The 17,241-nt window shown below is 57.8% G+C and carries 10 protein-coding genes; 9 read left to right on the plus strand and 1 reads right to left on the minus strand.

Features of this window, described 5'->3' with window-relative positions; genetic code table 11:
* Positions 1-27: 27 nt before the first annotated feature.
* The 9 genes from HZB23_11195 (at position 28) to HZB23_11235 (ending at position 16,065) form a co-directional block, all read left to right on the plus strand.
* Entirely contained in the window at positions 28-468 is a 441-nt protein-coding gene (locus HZB23_11195; GenBank protein ID MBI5845221.1) for a hypothetical protein, read from the plus strand.
* A 129-nt stretch (positions 469-597) separates the two neighbouring features.
* Positions 598-1,116: a DUF4124 domain-containing protein gene (locus HZB23_11200; GenBank protein ID MBI5845222.1), complete on the plus strand. Its 519-nt coding sequence runs from the start codon at positions 598-600 to the stop codon at positions 1,114-1,116.
* A 1,038-nt stretch (positions 1,117-2,154) separates the two neighbouring features.
* A complete protein-coding gene (locus HZB23_11205) occupies positions 2,155-4,563 on the plus strand; it encodes an enoyl-CoA hydratase/isomerase family protein (protein MBI5845223.1) in 2,409 nt (802 codons plus the stop codon).
* Positions 4,564-4,593: 30 nt separating this feature from the next.
* Positions 4,594-5,784, plus strand: coding sequence for a thiolase family protein (locus tag HZB23_11210; protein MBI5845224.1), 1,191 nt, complete (start codon positions 4,594-4,596; stop codon positions 5,782-5,784).
* 244 nt (positions 5,785-6,028) lie between these two features.
* Positions 6,029-8,677: a hypothetical protein gene (locus tag HZB23_11215; GenBank protein ID MBI5845225.1), complete on the plus strand. Its 2,649-nt coding sequence runs from the start codon at positions 6,029-6,031 to the stop codon at positions 8,675-8,677.
* 1 nt (position 8,678) lies between these two features.
* A complete protein-coding gene (locus tag HZB23_11220; GenBank protein MBI5845226.1) occupies positions 8,679-12,233 on the plus strand; it encodes a hypothetical protein in 3,555 nt (1,184 codons plus the stop codon).
* A complete protein-coding gene (locus HZB23_11225) occupies positions 12,218-13,015 on the plus strand; it encodes a hypothetical protein (GenBank protein ID MBI5845227.1) in 798 nt (265 codons plus the stop codon). Before HZB23_11220 ends, HZB23_11225 begins: the two co-directional genes overlap by 16 nt.
* Before the next feature lie 288 nt (positions 13,016-13,303).
* Positions 13,304-14,737: a hypothetical protein gene (locus HZB23_11230; protein ID MBI5845228.1), complete on the plus strand. Its 1,434-nt coding sequence runs from the start codon at positions 13,304-13,306 to the stop codon at positions 14,735-14,737.
* Positions 14,734-16,065 (plus strand): hypothetical protein, encoded by a 1,332-nt coding sequence (locus HZB23_11235; GenBank protein ID MBI5845229.1) that lies wholly within the window; start codon positions 14,734-14,736, stop codon positions 16,063-16,065. Before HZB23_11230 ends, HZB23_11235 begins: the two co-directional genes overlap by 4 nt.
* A 38-nt stretch (positions 16,066-16,103) precedes the next feature.
* On the opposite strand, the gene HZB23_11240 is transcribed toward HZB23_11235, so the two are convergent.
* Positions 16,104-17,048 carry a PD-(D/E)XK nuclease superfamily protein gene (locus tag HZB23_11240; GenBank protein ID MBI5845230.1) on the minus strand — a complete coding sequence of 315 codons (945 nt, stop codon included), beginning with the start codon at positions 17,046-17,048 and terminating at the stop codon, positions 16,104-16,106.
* Positions 17,049-17,241: the final 193 nt, after the last annotated feature.

Below are 17,241 nucleotides of genomic sequence, written 5' to 3' on the forward strand. Positions count from 1 at the left end.
CGGGAGATCACAACGCGGGAGAACGCCATGAAAACCTCAGTAATCCGAAAGAACCTGTTGGCCCTGCTGGTAATCGCCACGGCCTGCGTTTTTGCAGCGAGCGCCCTTGCTGCAGAGGATATTCCCCTTCTGCCGGTTGCGCCGGTTTCCCCCGTGACCACCGCGCCCAAGGCCCCCGCGCCTGCCAAGAAAACCACCACGTTAAAGAAGTCTTCGTCCACCCGGACAATCTCCACTGCGGAGGCGGAAGCGGCTGGCATCCCGGCCTTTGACGGCAAGGGGACCATAGACGAGGTGGTTGCGGGCGGCTTTATTATCGATGATCGCACATTTTATCTGGCTCCGGGATGCCGTTTCAGGAAGTCCTCAACCTTGGCCGCTGCCGGTTCCTCCTTTAAAAAGGGCTCCAAGGTTGGCTATGTTCTAAACCAGAAGAAACTGATCTCCGAACTGTGGCTTTTAAAGTGACCAGCTCGGTTTTCATCGGTCGGCCTGCTGCGCGTTTTGCGCCTGTAACTTTTTCCTTCGTTCACCGCGCTGTTGATCCGGCATTTACGGCGCGGTGAATTTCGTTTTTTCGTCCAAAAGGAGTGCCTAATGGGAAAGAGCGCCATCTTCGTGCTTTTTTCGGCGGTAATGGTTCTGGCTTCATCCGTCGTGTCGGCGCAGGCCGATTATTACGGGTACAAGGACGCCAAGGGCGTGTGGCGTTACACGGACGACATGGGTTCCATCCCGGCGGCGTACCGCAAGAGCATGAAGGTCCTGAAATCCGAAAAGCCGGAGGAAAAACCAGCCGAAGCGGCGGATTCCGGGAAGGCCGCCGATGATAAAGGTACTGACGCTGCGGCCAAATCGGGTTCCTCCGACGGAGGCAAGGGAATGGGCGCCCGGCTGGAGATGCTGAACAGGGAACGTGACGCCCTGGAAAAGGAGAGGGAGTCGCTTGCCGCCGAAAGGAGCGCCCTGGAACAGGAACGCACCAAGACAGCCTCCCGGAAGAGCCAGGCTGAAATTAACGAAAAGGCCAAGGCGTACAATGAGCGGGTAAAGGCATACGACGCCCGCCGCCAGGCCTACGAAAAAAAGGTGAAGGAGACGGTGACGGCCCGTTAGGGAGTCTGCGCAAAACATGTTTCGAAAAGGGGGAGGCTAGGGGAGCGAAAACCGGGCATTTTTTCTTCGGGGTATCTGTACGGACCGGTTTTGGCCCCTCGAAAAGGAAATGCCCCCGGAAGGCTTGCGGGGAGCTTGCCTAACGGGGGCGTACCCTTGGAAAAGGGGGGGACTTTTCTTCAGGGCGTCCTTACTATAGACATGCGTTGCGTCCGTGTCAAGAAGTATGATTCCTTTTTGAGGATGAAATGGGTCACACATAGTAAGGCTTTGATTTTAAGGTAAAAATATTGTACATAATGTCACTTCCGCTTTAAGGCCCGCAGAATTCACGCCCAGGGTATTACTTGCCAGCCCGTTAAAAAAGCGAAAAAAGCAGTAAATTATTTTACTTACAGGACCCGTTCGCTCCCAAGGGCCATATCGGCTTTGAGTCAATTCTTTTTTTTGCGGACGTTTTCATGGCCCCTCCCTTGCGTAAATACTCCCGGTCATTGGATACATGCCGGACCCAGGAAGCAGGTCTCACGGGCTTCCTGCCTCTTGTCCCGGAATTGATTCTCCCTTGCAACCAGTGGAGAACGGCTTCCATTTCGGAAACCGCATGATTTAAGGGTTGGCGGCTTTCCTTGAAGCGCGGGCGTCCCGTACGTCCAGGAAAAAAATGGCTTGGCCGAATGTCGGTGACGCCTGCCCTTTTCCATATATGGTTGCTCTGGAATCCGGGGAAGTCACTGACCGAATGGTCAGGTAATAATGACATATATTTGATGGATTCTTCAGATGTTTTCTATTCAGCAAGTGAACAGTTCCCCGTTTCATTGGATTTTGCGCTGTACAGCGTGTCTTGGTTAACAAATTGAATTTAAAGATGTAAATTATAAAATATCCGTTCGGTTAAATGCCTTTTATTTGTCTTGACACTGCGTGGGTTTCTGCCATAAATGAAGAGTCATTCATTTTTTAGGATGTCCGGCAGGTCCCGGCGCTGACGCCGCTTCCAGCCGCAGGAAATCTCATTCAAGGAGGAACGTTCTTATGGTGAGAAGGATAAGAAAAGCAGCCGTATTGGGTTCCGGGGTCATGGGCGGCGGAATCGCAGCCCTTTTGGCCAGCGCCGGAATCAAAACCCTTCTTCTGGACATTGTCCCCTTCGATCTTACGGAGGAGCAGAAAAAGGACAAGAAGCAGAGAAACCGTATTGTTCAGGCCGGTTACGACGGAGCGGTGAAGGCGCGTCCCGCCCTTTTCATGCTTCCCAAGAAGGACTCGGCCCTGGTCTCCGTGGGTAATTTCGAGGACGACTGGGATCAGCTTGCAGAATGCGACTGGATCGTCGAGGTTGTCGTCGAAAACCTCAAGATCAAGCAAGACGTGATGGCGAAGATCGAAAAGATCAGGAAGCCCGGCTCCATCATCTCCACAAACACCTCCGGTATTCCGTTGAAGGACATTTCGGCCAATTCCTCCGCCGATTTCAAGAAGAACTTTATGGGCACGCACTTTTTCAACCCGGTGCGCTACATGAAGCTTCTCGAACTCATCCCCGGAGCGGAAACCGACCAGGAAGTCTTGGATTTCATGGCTGATTTCGGCGAGCGCATCCTCGGCAAGGGCATTGTCTGGGCCAAGGACACCCCCAATTTCATCGGAAACCGCATCGGCGTACAGGGCATGGTCCAGGCCATGCAGTTCATGGTTGAAGACGGCCTTACCATCCCCGAAGTGGACGCCATTTTCGGCTCCTCCATGGGCCGTCCCAACACCGCCATGTATAAGACCGCAGACCTCGTTGGCCTCGACACCTTAGGCCACGTGGCCAAGAACACCTACGATCTGGTTGTTGACGACGAGGCCCGCGAATCCTTCAAGGTTCCCGCCTTCGTGGCAACCATGATTGAGAAGAAGCTCCTCGGCAACAAGACCAAGGGCGGCTTCTACCGCAAGGACATCACCCCGGAATGGAAAAAGATCGCCAAGGTGATCAATCCTTCCACGGGCGAGTATGAAGAGTACGGCAAGCCCGACTTTGCCTGCCTCGCGGCGGCCAAGGGAGCCAAGGACCTTGCCGACAAGATGAAGGCCATCGTGTACGGCGACGACAAGGCCGCCAAGTTCGCGTGGCGGGTGGTTTCCAACGGGCTTGTTTACGCGGCCAACCGGATTCCCGAAATCTCCGACACCGTTGTTGAAATCGACAACGCCATGAAGTGGGGCTACAACTTCGCAATGGGTCCGTTCGAGTCATGGGACGCCATCGGAGTGGCCGAATCCGTAGCCAAGATGGAAAAAGACGGCCTTAAGGTTCCCGAAAAGGTCAAGAAGATGCTCGCCTCCGGCGCAACTTCCTTCTACAAGACCGAAAACGGCCAGGTCTCCTTCTACGATTTCGCGTCAGGCAGCTACAAGCCCATCGTTCTTTCCTCCACCATCATAAGCCTTGCCGCCGCCAAGGGCGCGGGCAAGCTGGTGAAGAAGAACAACTCCGCAAGCCTCATCGACATCGGCGACGGCGTGTTCTGCGTGGAATTCCACACCAAGATGAACGCCATCAACCGCGAGTTGGTGGAAGGCATGGGCGAGGCCCTGGACTATGTCGACAACAACGGCGTGGGCCTTGTCATCGGCAACCAGGCCCCCGGCTTCCCCGGCGCTTTCTCAGCCGGCGGCGATCTGGCCTACATGCTTGGCCTTGCGAAAGAGGGCAAGTTCTCCGAGATCGACGCCTTCCTTGACATGGCGCAGTCAGGCCTCCAGAAAGGCCTTTACTCCCCCTTCCCGGTGGTTGCCGCTCCCTTTGGCATGACCCTTGGCGGCGGCTGCGAAGTCTGCCTTGGCGCCGACCGCATCGTTGCCCATTCCGAGCTTTACATGGGCCTCGTTGAAATCGGCGTGGGCCTTCTTCCCGCAGGCGGCGGCTGCATGAACCTGTGGAAGCGCTTTGTCACCACCACCCCGGACGCAGTGGACGTGAAAGACCTGGCAGCCTACTTCCTGCCCGTGTTCATGGCCATCGCAACTGCGCAATACTCCAACTCCGCAGCAGAAGCCCGCGCCAAAGGCTTCCTTAGGCCCATCGACCGCATCGTGTTTAACCGCGATTACCTCATCGGCGAAGCGAAAAAGGAAGTCCTGCGCATGGTGGACGCCGGTTACGCGCCGCCCGCAAGGCAGAAGCTCCGCGTTCTGGGAGAAGCGGCCCAGGGCATGGCCGAAGCCGAGCTTTTCAACATGCAAAGCGCCGGTTATGTCTCGGAGTACGACGTCTTCCTTGCCAAGCGCATCGCCTTTGTCATCGGCGGCGGCGACGCAAAGAGCGGAGGCTACATCTCCGAGGAAGCCATGCTGAAGCTGGAGCGCGAAGCCTTTGTCGATTTCTTCAAGGAAGAGAAGACGATGGCGAGGGTGGAGGCTATGCTGACGACAGGAAAGCCTTTACGTAACTGATTATAGCCCGATCATGGGAGGTATTTTGATATGAGAGAAGCTTACATCGTATCGGCAGTGAGAACTCCGGGCTGCCGGAGGGCCAAGGGCGCTTTCGCCGACACCCGTCCCGAAGGACTTCTGTCCTTCATCCTGGGCGCGGCAGTTGACAAGGTTCCCGGTCTTTCAAAGGGCGACGTTGAAGACATCATGTGCGGCTGCTCCTTTCCCGAAGCCGAGCAGGGCCTGAACGTGGGCCGCATCTGCGGCCAGATCGGCGGATTTCCCCAGGCGGTTTCGGGAGCCACCGTCAACCGTTTCTGCGCCTCCGGCCTCGAAGCCGTTGTCCAGGCCAGCATGAGGGTCATGTGCGGTTTTTCCGATGTCACCATCGGCGCTGGCCTTGAGTCCATGAGCTACGTGCCCATGGGCGGAAATATGCCCAGGCCCTGCCCCGAATACACCGAAGCCCACCCGGAGATGTACTGCTCCATGGGCATCACCGCCGAAAACGTGGCCAAGCGCTACAACGTAAGCCGCGAAGCCCAGGACGAGTTCGCCTACAATTCCCACATGAAGGCTGCGGCGGCCCGTGACAACGGCAAGTTCATCGAAGTCGTGCCCACCCCGGCCATCAAGTACGTTGAGCAGCCGGACGGCACCTTCAAGAAGGAAACCTTCATCCAGGCGGTGGACGACGGCATCCGCGCCGAAACCACCATGGAAGGCCTTGCCAAGCTGCGCCCGGTTTTCGCGGCAGTGGGCTCGGTGACCGCAGGCAACTCCTCCCAGACCACCGACGGCTCCGCCGCCTGCGTCATCATGAGCGGCGACAAGATGAAGGCTCTGGGAATCAAGCCCCTTGGAAAACTCGTGTGCTACGCCACCGTGGGCTGCAACCCGGACGAAATGGGCGTGGGTCCGGCTCTTGCCATTCCCAAGGTGCTGGCCAAGGCCGGAGTGAAAATCGAGGACGTGGGCCTTTTCGAGATCAACGAGGCTTTCGCCTCCCAGGCCCTGTACTGCATGAGGGAACTTGGCATAGACAAGCCCGGCATGATCGAGCGCGTGAACATCCACGGCGGAGCCATCGCCCTGGGTCACCCGCTTGGCTGCACGGGAGCCAAGCTCGCCGCCACGCTTCTGAACAACATGAAGACCAAGGGCGTGAAGTACGGCGTGGAGTCCATGTGCATCGGCGGCGGCATGGGCGCGGCTGCCCTGTTCGAGCTGTGCGACTAAGGCTTGCCGTTTAGCCTGATTTGTCTGATGGAAAAGGGGAGACCCCGGATGCTTTCGGGGCCTCCCCTTTCATTTTTCCCCCGCCGTCCGCTGTAACAGAATTCACATGTTTTACCCGCAAAGTCCCCACTAGGCCGTTGAGATTGCAGAAACAGTGTGATATGGTACGCGATTCCGTTTAATGAAGCCGGAAAGGCGCGGCAAAAGGCATTTCAGGCGGAATCAAACACCTTCGGACGCACTCATGGGCAACCTTTTCCGCAGACGATTCATTCCCGTCCTGGCAGTGGCCTTAAGCCTTGTCCCGGCCCTTTTGCTCATGGCCTTCATAATCCCTCCCATGACAGCGGCCCTCTCCGGTTGGCTGAGTGAAAATTCGGGGCCCGCGTGGCGGCTGGAATATCTGGAAATCGCTCCGTCCGGAAATTCGACCTTCTCCTTTTACAACAACAAGCTCGCGCTTTCGTTCAAAAAGAGCGACAGGGTGATTCTGTGCACCGCCACCGCCGCTTTTGACCGGGGCAAGTTGCTGGTTTACAGCCGCCCGGAAAACGGTCCGGAAACAAGGTTGCCGGTTTCGTTCGAGCCCCGCGCCGGACTGGCAGGTGCGCGGCCTTCGCAGGTCTTCCGCTTCGCCGTTTCGCAAGGCGTCTCTTATTCGTTTCAGCAGGACATCCGCGAAGACGCGAAACCAGCCGAAGAAGAGGCGGGCGGCGGCGCAACCCTGGACTCGGTCATCAAAAAACTCATAGCCCTTTCCAAAAACGACGAGGCCGGATACGACCTTTTCGCGTTCAGGCTTTCCGGGGCAGGGGGGCCGAAGAGGGGAGCCCTGGTCCGTTTCACGGCTTCGGGAAAGCCGGGCTCCCTTTCCGGGTCAAATCCCTTTCTGGAGTTTCCGGCAAAATACCCGTTTTTGCTGCCCGAATCGGCCAGGGCCGGGGAAAGGGCCGAGACCCTTCAACTGACCGGGCCAGGTTACAAGCCCCAGGCGATCAAGATTCCCGGCAGGTTCCACATTCCCCTGGATTTCATTTCAGAGCCTTTCGCCGGTTTTGTCCTGGCCCGCAAGAGCGAGAGCGGGGCGTACAGCGCCGTGAACGAATCTGCGGCCAGGGTGCGGGTGGCCCGGAACCTGGCCGCTTCATCAGCCCGCCCGACATCCTTCTTTTACCCGGTTTTCTCCGATCCCCAGGGGGTTTACGGTTTTCACGCGCCCTTTACGTGGGTGGATTATTTTTCCGGGGCAGGCGACCGCAGCCCTTGGGGGCAAGCGACCGCGCCGGTGGAATTTCTTTCTGCGGGCGAAAGCGGCTTAACCTTCCATCCCGAAAAGGACGCGCTGTTCGTGGCCGGATTGGGCTTCACCCTGAGAGAAGCCGTTTTCGCGCCCTTGGCCGGGTTCATCACGTCGGCCTTCGCCATGCTGTTTACGGGTTTTTGCGCGGCCTTCTGCCTGGTCTACCTCTTTTTTCCCTTTTTCACGGTGAGGTTTTCAAAGGGCAACACCGCCTCGTCCATTTATTCCCTGACAGCTTCCGGGCTTACCGTGTTCATGGTCACGGGGCTGACGTTTCTGGGGCTTTTCCAGCTTCTGTACCTCAATCTCGATTCCGCAGCCTACCCGGAGCTGAACAAGGTCCATTTTTTTCTGGACTGCTCCCAGGGGGTGTTTCGGATAACGGCCCTTTCGATGGCGCTTTTCCTTTTCATGGCCGTGCTGAAGTATTTCAGGCCGAGCCGCAACTTCCTTTTCGGGTGGTTTTTCGACGAGGCCCGGCACGCCCGGAAGCTCTTTTTCGCCACCCTGATTTCCTTCGCTCTTTCGGTGGGGGTTTTCGCGGTCAAGCCTGGCCGCAGCATCATCCTCCTATGTTCCAGCACCCTTCTTCTGCTCTTTCCCCTGGCCTTCACCTCCTACCTCACCTATTTCAGGCTGAGGGTCAAAAGACGCCTGTCCCTGGGAGGGGTGGCGGTGTTTTCGGGCCTGATTCCCCTGGTGGGCTTCGCGGTTCCCCTGGCCCTTTACGACGAGTTCGGCCCCATACTCATCTACTCGCTCTTTCTTTTCCTGGCCTGGCCCGCCGTGGGTTTTTTCACCGACAAGAACCGGCTGCTGCCCCTTCAGGACGAGCAAAGGGGCAGGTTCACCAGGGCTGTCCAGGTTTTTTTCGTGGCCGCGTGTACCCTTGTGGCACCTATTGCCTGGTTCGTGGTGGAATACCCGCCCCTGGCGGCCCTTCTCTTCATGCCCATAGCCTTTGCCCTGGTCAACCGGACACTTTCGAAATTCGGATGGACCTTTTCCCCCAACATGGCCCAGACCCTGTTCATAATCTGGCTGGGAATAGGGGCCACAACGAGCCTTCTTTGCTTTTACCAGAAGGATTTCGAGCTTCCGGGCATGGACATGTTTTACAGCCGCATGGACAAGATGAACGTACCGGCCTTGAGGGACGACGCGGACATCCCCCACAGCCTGATATACGAGCCGGGGACCCGCCTTGGAAGCCTCGCCCGGCGAATCCACACGGATTTTGCCATGAGCCTTACCCGGAGCCTCTACAAGGATGTTTTCACCGCTGTTTCGGGCACCCTTCTGGCCGGGAGCCTCCTTTTCGCCTATCTGGCCGTCTTGTTTCTCTCACTGTGGCAGATGCAGGCCTACACCCTCCACCAGTCCATAAAGCGGCTGAACGAGCCCCTGTTCCGTTTCGTCTGCTTCGCCTTTCTGGGGGTGTTCGGGCTTTATTCGTTCCTGTCCACGGGCTGTTACCTGCCCCTTACCGGCGTGCCCTTTCCCCTGGTCTCCGACGGCGATTCATACCGCTTCTTCACCCTCACCCTGTTGTGGATTTCCCTTCTAAGCCCCTGGCAGGAAAGAACCTACTGACATGCCCTCGAAAAAGCGTGCCATACCATTTCGTCGGCGAGTCCTGGCCCTTTTGCTGGTGGCCGGTTTTTCCGCCAGCTTTTTCGCCGTAACGAGGCTGGCCCGCCACGACGCGGAGCTTTCGGACGAGCGCAGGGATTTTTCCCATTCCATGTTTTTGCTCTACGAGCAGGAGAAGGGGCTTTCGATATCCAACCGGCTTGGGCTTGGGGATTTTTCCTTTTCCCGCGCCCAAAGGCCTGCCCACGTCCCCTTCGAGCGCTACGCAATGATAGAGAAGAAGGATTCGGGTTGGAAACTCCTGGTGAGCGACCTTGCCAACGCCTACGCGGTTCAGAATCCCGAAAAGCCCGAAACCGCATCCTTCAGGGTGATAGCCGACGGCGAACACGAGGCCGCGCCCGGAATTTACGTTTTCAACAACAACCTGGTGGGGCTTGGCCGGGAGGAAGGCGGCGGGTCCATGTCGGCGAGCCGGCTGGGCTACCTGTTTTTCCTTGCGCCCGGTCAGAGCGTAACCCTTGGAAAGAGCCTCAAAAACCAGGCGGTCTTTCCCGTGGCGGAACAGGCGAGAATTTTCGAGGGCGCTCCCACCGCCTTTCTTCCGGGCCGGTGGCTGGAACTAACCGCCGACAGGGACGGGACGATCCGGGTGAGCTTTCTTGACCGGCCAACCGTCACCAAGGGCGGGAAGGCGTTCCCGGCGAGGCTTCAGCCCCGCCTCTGGCCCCTCAGCCTGGTGGCGGGGGAGGAGGACCCTCTTCTGCCAGCGGATAAAACCGCTGTGGCCTGGGTTCAGGCAGTGACGGCCACCGAGGGCGGCGGGTCGGGGGAGATGAAGGGAAGTGCCTTCAGGCTTAAGGCAAGCGGCGGCGAAATCCGGGAAATCCCCCTCTTCGCCCTTAAAACCGGAAAGGGGCCGGACAACACCACTGCCCTGTGGGTGATTTTCAATTTCCGGCAAAACCCGCTTTTCGGGGCCTTAACGGCGGGAAACGATCCTCCTGTGGAGCCCCTTTCATCCACCTGGAACAACCCCATGCGCCAGGTGACGGCCCTTCCTGGAAAGCCCTGCGTTCTCGCCCCCATGTCCAGCCAGTTTCGGCGTTTCGGCGCAAGGCAGAGGGTGAGCTGGGAAAAATACGACAGCATGATCGACACCGCAGATCACGGAACGGTGTCCCTCGATCAGGCTGACGGCGAGGCGGGCAGCCGGAACAGGGCCTATGCCGAATCCGTGATTTTTCATCCCGAAGCCGGGGTCACCATAAGAAACAACCTTCTTTTCGATTCCAGGGAGACCGTGGCCGCGCAAACCCGCGCGCCGAAGGTGGGGGACCTGGCGGCGGCCAACCGGAAAAGCTACCCCTACCTCACCGACCCCGGACGGGACCGGAAAATATTTCTGGACTGGCCAGCCCGCAACAAGAGGAAGCAGCCGGTCTATCTCATTTTCCATCCGGGCCCCGGGGTCTTTGCCGGGGACTCGGCGCGCCTGCCGGCGCCATCCAGGTCCAACCAGGGCGGGTCGTACCTGAAGGACTGGGACGCCCTGGGGGTGTGGTCCCGTTACGCGGTTTGCGTAAACGGAGAGGGCCGGGTGACCCCCCCGCCCTCGGACAAGCGCCTTGCCGGGCTTGCGGTCGGGCCTGATTCATGGGCCTTCCTGGGCCCGCAGTCGGCTGTTGTGGCGGTTTCCCTCGCCAGCGCCAAAGGAGGCCTTACCGGCGAAAGATCGGGGCTCGCCATAAAAAGGGCGTGGGGAGACGCGCCGGTTCTCATCAACGGCGAGGACCTTACGGGCGAATCCAGGGAACTCCGGTACGGCGACGTGGTTTCCTACGGCGAGGGCTCCTGGACCCTGGCATCCAACTTCGGCCTGTGCCTGTTCTCGGAAAAAAAGGCCCTTCCCAAAAACGACACCACAAGCCAGATGGTCCGCTGGACCTTTTCCTCGCCGGTGGACAACGGGGAAATATTAAATTCCATAACCGGCATTCTTGGAGACGAAATCTTCGATCACTCGTCGGGCCGCCACTCCAGGAGGCGCACCCTGTATCCGGGTCTGGCCGAGGCCCCGGACGTGCGGTCCAGGCTCTCGCAGGGCGAAAACGTGCGGCTCACGCTCCAGTCCGACCTCATGGAAATAGTCACCTCGGTCACCCGAAGGCACCTTGCCATGATGGACGCGGATTATCCCTATCCGCCGTGCACCTCCGTTAAAGGCAGAAGGCCCTGCGCCACGCCCTCCACTCACGGCGGGGCGGTGGTGATCTTAAACCGCGAGGGAAAGATAAGGGCCTGCCTCAGCCTTCCCACCTTCACCAGGGAGAGTCTGAAAGGGGCCATTTTCGACAAGACCGCCGACGACACCCGCGACTTCACCTTCAGAAACCGGGCGCTTCAGCTGACGAAAAACGATTACCCAGGCTCCATCTTCAAGACCGTAACAGCCATGTGCTGGCTTTTAAGCCCCCCCTGGCGCTTCGACACCGTTCCGCCGGGGCCGCTGTCCTTTGACATCACGGGTCCTGAGCGCTTCTTCGCGGTGAAATCCGGGGACATCCCCATCCCGCCCTACACCTGCACCAACCACCTGGTGAGCTACTCCTGGGGCGCTTTCTGGGGCTACGAGTTCGGCCCCAAGGGAATAGCCTGCGTGGGCAACCACGGAAAAAGAAGGGACCGGGTGGAATTTCTGTCGGAAATCCTCTACAAGTCCTGCAATCAGGGGGCCATGAGGCTATACACCCAGTACGCAGCCCCTGGAACCCTTCCGGGCTCCTGGATCGAGGTCTACAAGGCCCTGGGTTTCCGGGTCCTGGGCGGGTCGGGAACCCAGTACGGCCCGGCCCTTCGCTTCGCCCGCGACCTTGACGGCGAAATAACGCGAATTCTGCGCCTGGACGCGGGCCTCGTGGACGTGGCGCACCTGGAGCAGTATCCCGCCTCCCTGTGCAAGATGACCTTCGGCCAGATCGTGGAGGCATCCCTCATGCACCTTGCCCTCATGGGGGTTCTCTACTCCAACGGCGGCCAGATGTACCTGCCCACCTTCAGGGAGGACGCGGTGGAGCGCATGGAATCAGACCCCCAAAGCCCCCTTGACCCGGAGATTTTCGCCGCTGCGGCAAGGCAGGTGGGGGACTCGCTGATCCTGGGCTCCCAGAGGGTGGCCGAGCCTGGGCGCGGCATTTTCATGGGCACCTCCCAGCCCTCATTCGTGGAAATCCAGGGCAGCGAGGATTTGGGATACCCGGTTTTCGCCGGAAAGACCTCCACAGCCGAGGTGGTCCAGGGAGCGCCCGGAAGCGAGGTCCAGAAGGCCCACACCCGCTGGATGGGCTGGCAGGCGGGCAGCCTTGCAAAGAACGGCGCGGACTGGAAGTTCAACCGCAGCCGTGAAAAGCTGGTCATGGCCATAAGCGTCGAGAATTCCAACAATCCCAAGGCCCCCACCCACGCCAAGTTTCTCGCGGCCAAGCTGGCCTACACCATCGCCTCCTTTTTCGGAGACTGCGGAAACCAGGTGGAGAAAACATGCGCCTCAAAATAGCCATCGCCCTTCTGCTGGCCTTTGCGGCCTCCTTCCCGGCGTCCTTCGCGGCCTCCAAAAAGGTGAGCCTGCCGGGGCCTTCGGCCAAGGATTGGCCATGCAGAGAGAATTTCAGCATCGTCCAGGGCGAAGACAGCGACATCACGGCCTTTGCGAAAAAATACAAGGTGCCGCCCCTCATCCTTCTGGCCTGGAACCCGGTTCTGGCCGAAGAGGGAAGGGTGAGGCGCTACCGGGAAAAACGGGTAAGGGGAAGGCTTGCAAGGCAGCCCGTGAACATTCTCATCTGCCGCGAGCCTTTTCTGAGAACCCCGCTGGGAACGTATGAAAGCCCCTACAAGCTGGTGCTTTCGCGCTTCTCCGGAATCTACACCTACCCCTGGGCCGAGCTTGGCTCCCGCTGGCGGGCCGACGTGCCTCCGGGAAAGCGCGTGCGCATGGCCCCGGAAACCTGCCTCACCTTTGCACGCAAACCCCACAAGATGCGCCTGAGGTTGAGCCTTCCGGCCCCGGCCCGCACGGAAAAAGCCTTAAATGACGTGGCCAGGACCTTCGGGGTATCCCAGGCCGTCATCAACGCCCTTAACGCCAAGGCCCTACAGAGGGGCTATCTCACCCGCGAGGACGTGGTCTTTCTCCCGTATCCCAGGATAATCGGGGTGGAGGAGGAGGAAGAGGATGAACCGGCGGCGCAAGGGGAGAAAAAGGAGGAAGAAGCCGGGCCGGCTGAATCCATAGCGCCTCCGGGCACAATAGAACCCAGCGGTGAAGAGACGGATTAGCCTGGGGGGCGGAAGGGCGCGACCTGCTGTGTCAGGCCGGGTCGGGCGGCGCGTCATGTACTTTTTGTACTATTCCTTCCCGCCCTCCCCGGCCTTCCTTGCATTTCGCCCCCCAGGCCGGGGTTTCGATGGGTGTGGTGAAAAGACGGTTTGAAACCGGCGGAAGGGCGCGACCTGCGGTGTCGGCTGAGGGCGGAAAAAAATTGATTTGGCATCATAAACGGAATTTGATGTAATGGGCGTTAAGGGAAAACAGGTCAGGGGCATCAACCGGGAAACCATGAAAAAATGAAGTTTCTGCTGTCAGAACTGGACGTGGTGTTCGCCAACGAGCTTCCGGCCCTTGAGCGCTTCAACATAACGAGGCCGGAGGAGCTTGGCCGGTACGCCCGGCACGTGGTGGAGCTTGTGGAAAATTTCGTGAGCCCCTACCGCATCACGGCCATCAACCTTCGGATCCACCACGGGGACGCCCTGTCCAGGATGCCCCTTTCGGAGGTGTGGGAGAGCCTTAGCCGCAGAAAGCCCGAAAGCGTGTCCGCGCATGGGGCCTTCGGGTTCTTCGATGCGCCCGGGGCCTGGAGGAACGACGCCGAGATCGAGGTGGATTTTTCCTGGTTCCTGGTGGCCCGCCTGGAAGACGGCTCCTTCGTCGACCGGAAAATCCACGCCCACAGGGTCCACCTTTCGGTTTCCAGGCCGGACCGCAAGCATTTCCGGGCGGTGCTTGACGACGGCTGGGAAATCGCGGTTCCCGGCGAGGCCCCAACCGGGGTTCACCGCTTTCTGCTCCAGGACATAAACGAAGGCCTTTACGCCTACGGCGTAGGCTCCCGACGGCGCGACATAATCTGCGAGTCCACCGGGCTTCTGAACAGGCTCGTTCCGGGTTTCGACAACCTGTGGCTTGCCACCGTGGATGCGAAAAAGCTCTTTCCCAGGGTGGAAAGATGGACCCTGAAGCCCTTTGCCGGTTTCGGCTATCTTCTTCCGGGACTCCGCAACCTTGAGACGGCCTTTCGTTCCGGGGCCTTTTTTCAGCCGGAAAAGGGAAGCGATTTCTACCTCACCAACCGGTCCAGGCTTGCCGTGAACATTTCCTACGGGGCCAACCGGGCGAGGGAGGCGGTCCACATTTTAAAAAGCCATCCCGGCCTGCACCAGGACGAAAGGCTCGTGCGGGAGATCGAATGCGAGATTCCGGCCCCCAAAAAGGACTGCTTCGGGCGCGCCCGGCTTTCCATCTCCTTTGAAAATCCCAACGGCGACAAGGCGGGGCTTACTGAAAAGATTTACGTGGTGAACCCGGATTCCGCGCCTGCGGTTTCCTTTGACGGGACCCCCGGCCAGGAAGGGCTGGAAAACCGGCTCCTTCTTTCGTCGGCAAGCCTGCCCATACTAAAAAGCGGGGGCCCCGGCCTTCAGATAATGTATTTTCAGGACATGGACCGGGCTGACAGGGCCACAGCGGAAAACCTTTTCCTGTGTTCGGACAAGGGACCAAGGCCCATAATGACCCCCGGTTTTGAAAGCCTCGAGGTCGGCCACGAAGGGGGATGGGCGCCGGGAATAGTGATGCCAAGGGCCGTTCCGGGGCCGCTGGCTCCGGCCAGGGAGGATGCGTCCCAGGTTCTCACCCCGCCTCTTATGTATCATTATATGCATAACGGGGTGAGATACTCCGTGGCCCAGAGATTCAGGTACCGGCAATCACAGCCATGACAGCAAGCAGGGGATGGGGCGCTTTTTCCATGAAACTGGTTTTCGCCATAATCATGTTTTTGGTTTCGCCCCTCCTTGTCCCTTTTTCCCAGGCCCTTGCCCAGGCTGATGCCCCGGCTGACCCGGCGCGGTCGATATCGGTCCTGACAGCTGTGGACGCCTGTTCAGACGAGATGTCCCTTTACCGCTCAAAGGCCGGAAACCTGGCTGGCGCGGCCCATCGGCTGTTTCAGGCGAGCCCGCCCCAGTGGCGGTGGGCCAGCGCCCTGGTCACCCCGGACGGCATGGCCTTTTTCGGCTCCCCGGCGGAGGCCGCCATGCCCACCACCACGGTGCGCGGGGCCTGCGGCTACAAGACCCTCATGAGAAGGCCGGAGGTGAAGAAGAAGACCGCCACGGTGATTTTTTTCTCGGCAGGCCCGCGTGACGGCAAAAGGGTATCGGCCCTGTCCTTTTCCGGTTTTCTGGAGGCCCAGCCGGAACTTTTCGCGTACCCGGTGTGGTCGGCCTACGGGTCGGGCAGGGTGAGGCTTCTGTGGATTTTTTTTCTGGGCAGGGCGGAGCCTGTTGTGGTGGATCACGCGGTTTCGGTTTTCAGGGACTTGGGCTTCACCCCGGTTTTTCCCCTTCCCCTTTGCGCCAACGATCCCAAGAGCCTTTGGCGGGAGATGGCCGCAAGGGTTCCCAAGGCCTTTCCGGTAAGGCCCCTGGCCCCGGTTTTCCGGCGCAGAGGCTCCTTTTCGGTCCAGGTGTCCTTCATGGCGCCCGAAACCCTGGTTTTCGACGAGGACAGCCTTTCCCTTAAGCTTGGCAGGACAGCCGTATCCCCGCCCATGCCGGGGTGGCGCTTCGGCCAGCCCGAACTGAAGGGCCTTTCCCTTAAACAGGGCAGGGTGACGGCGGACGTCAGGCTCCCGTACACGGCCCCCTCCTATCTTGCCCTTTTGAGGGACCGGAGCTTGAAGCACAGCGAGGCGGTTTTTTCAGGCGGGTTCAGGCTGAAATCCTCGGCAGTGCCCGGCACGGTGGGTCCTGCGGACGATGAGGGGCTTTTGAACGTCTTTCTGGCCAAGACTTTTTCCCAGTCGGCCCTTCTTTCCTTCTCGCTTCCCTTGACGCTTGGAATCGACTACAGAATCTGGCCCCTGGAGGCCACGGCCCTGATTTTCTGGGCTTTCCTGGTGCTTGCCGCCTGGAGGGAGTTTTACAAGTCGCCCCCGGACGGGATGACCCTTTACGAGCTGAAAAGGCTCGGACGCTGGTTCATCGCCCTGGGAATCCTTGGCGGCCTCGCCGTGGTCCTCATCATCGGCGGGCACTCGCCGTAACCTTGGGCTCACCGAAAACCGCCCAGGGCCTGCAGATGTCAAATACGTCCAACCTTTTCATATAAAATTACGAGTTGCGATAAACAATCCAATGCAGAGTCAATAATTTCTTTCACTTCGTCGAAGTTTTTCTTCAGGGGATTTATTTCATTTACTTTCATCATAACTTTAACCGATTTTCCAGCCTTTTCTATAGACATCCGATTAGATAAACTACTTCCGTATTTTGTTCTTATTATTTCTATGTCTTCAGCTTTATTAACAAACATCATTTTTATTTGCCCGTTACTCAGCTGGTGCGCAAGCTTTACTTCTTTTCGAGGCAATACATTAGGATAAAATTCAATCCAACTACTGCGATCCTGTCTCGGTTTTGGTTTTTGTATTTTCAGTGCAGAGTAATTCTCATTCGCATACTTACAATAGTCTTTCACAAAAGCTGTAACCAGTTCATTATCTGTAGGCTGATAGCCACGTCTATTTTTCTGGATTGCTTGTGAAATAATACGCGCTTTATATGCCAATCTATCATCGTTAATTCCTTCCGACGTAAAATAGGAATGAATTTCTTCATAGCTGATATGACTATCATAACATTCTGTATCTTTAACAGAGACCAAGTATTTTTTTGGTGCTATGATACATGTTTTAAAAGCATTCCATTCTCCTTTTTTAATACCTTCTTCACCACGTAGATGGTAACGTAATCCTTGATCCGGCATTGGTGTTGAATCTATTTTATTCTCAATAAGAATTGCCACATTTAAGCCATTGATGTCTTCAAAACGAAAAATTAAATCAGATTCTCCAAGATTCGAGATGATTATAGAATGCCATGCTCTAATATATACATTGTATGCTCTTTCACCAAAAATTAAAGTCGTAAACATTTTACGAAAGTTTTCGCTAACTGAAAGCTCCTCAAGTAAAAGTAAATCAATATCTCTTTCGATCACTGATTCCAGAAAACTCATTTCAAGCATGTTGTGCCTCACACATTTATAACTCATACTATTTTATGCACAAAACTTCTTTTGTCCTGACCCACGCTACGAACAGCCACTTATGATATTGTACTTCTCTTTATCCCCCCTTCAATTCCGGCTGGGAACAGGGGAGCTGAGGGCGATGATATGCAAGGAAGGCGAGCGGCGCGGGGAGGAATAGTACACAAGG

The organism is Deltaproteobacteria bacterium (assembly GCA_016235345.1).
Classification (GTDB): Bacteria; Desulfobacterota; Desulfobacteria; order Desulfobacterales; family Desulfatibacillaceae; genus JACRLG01.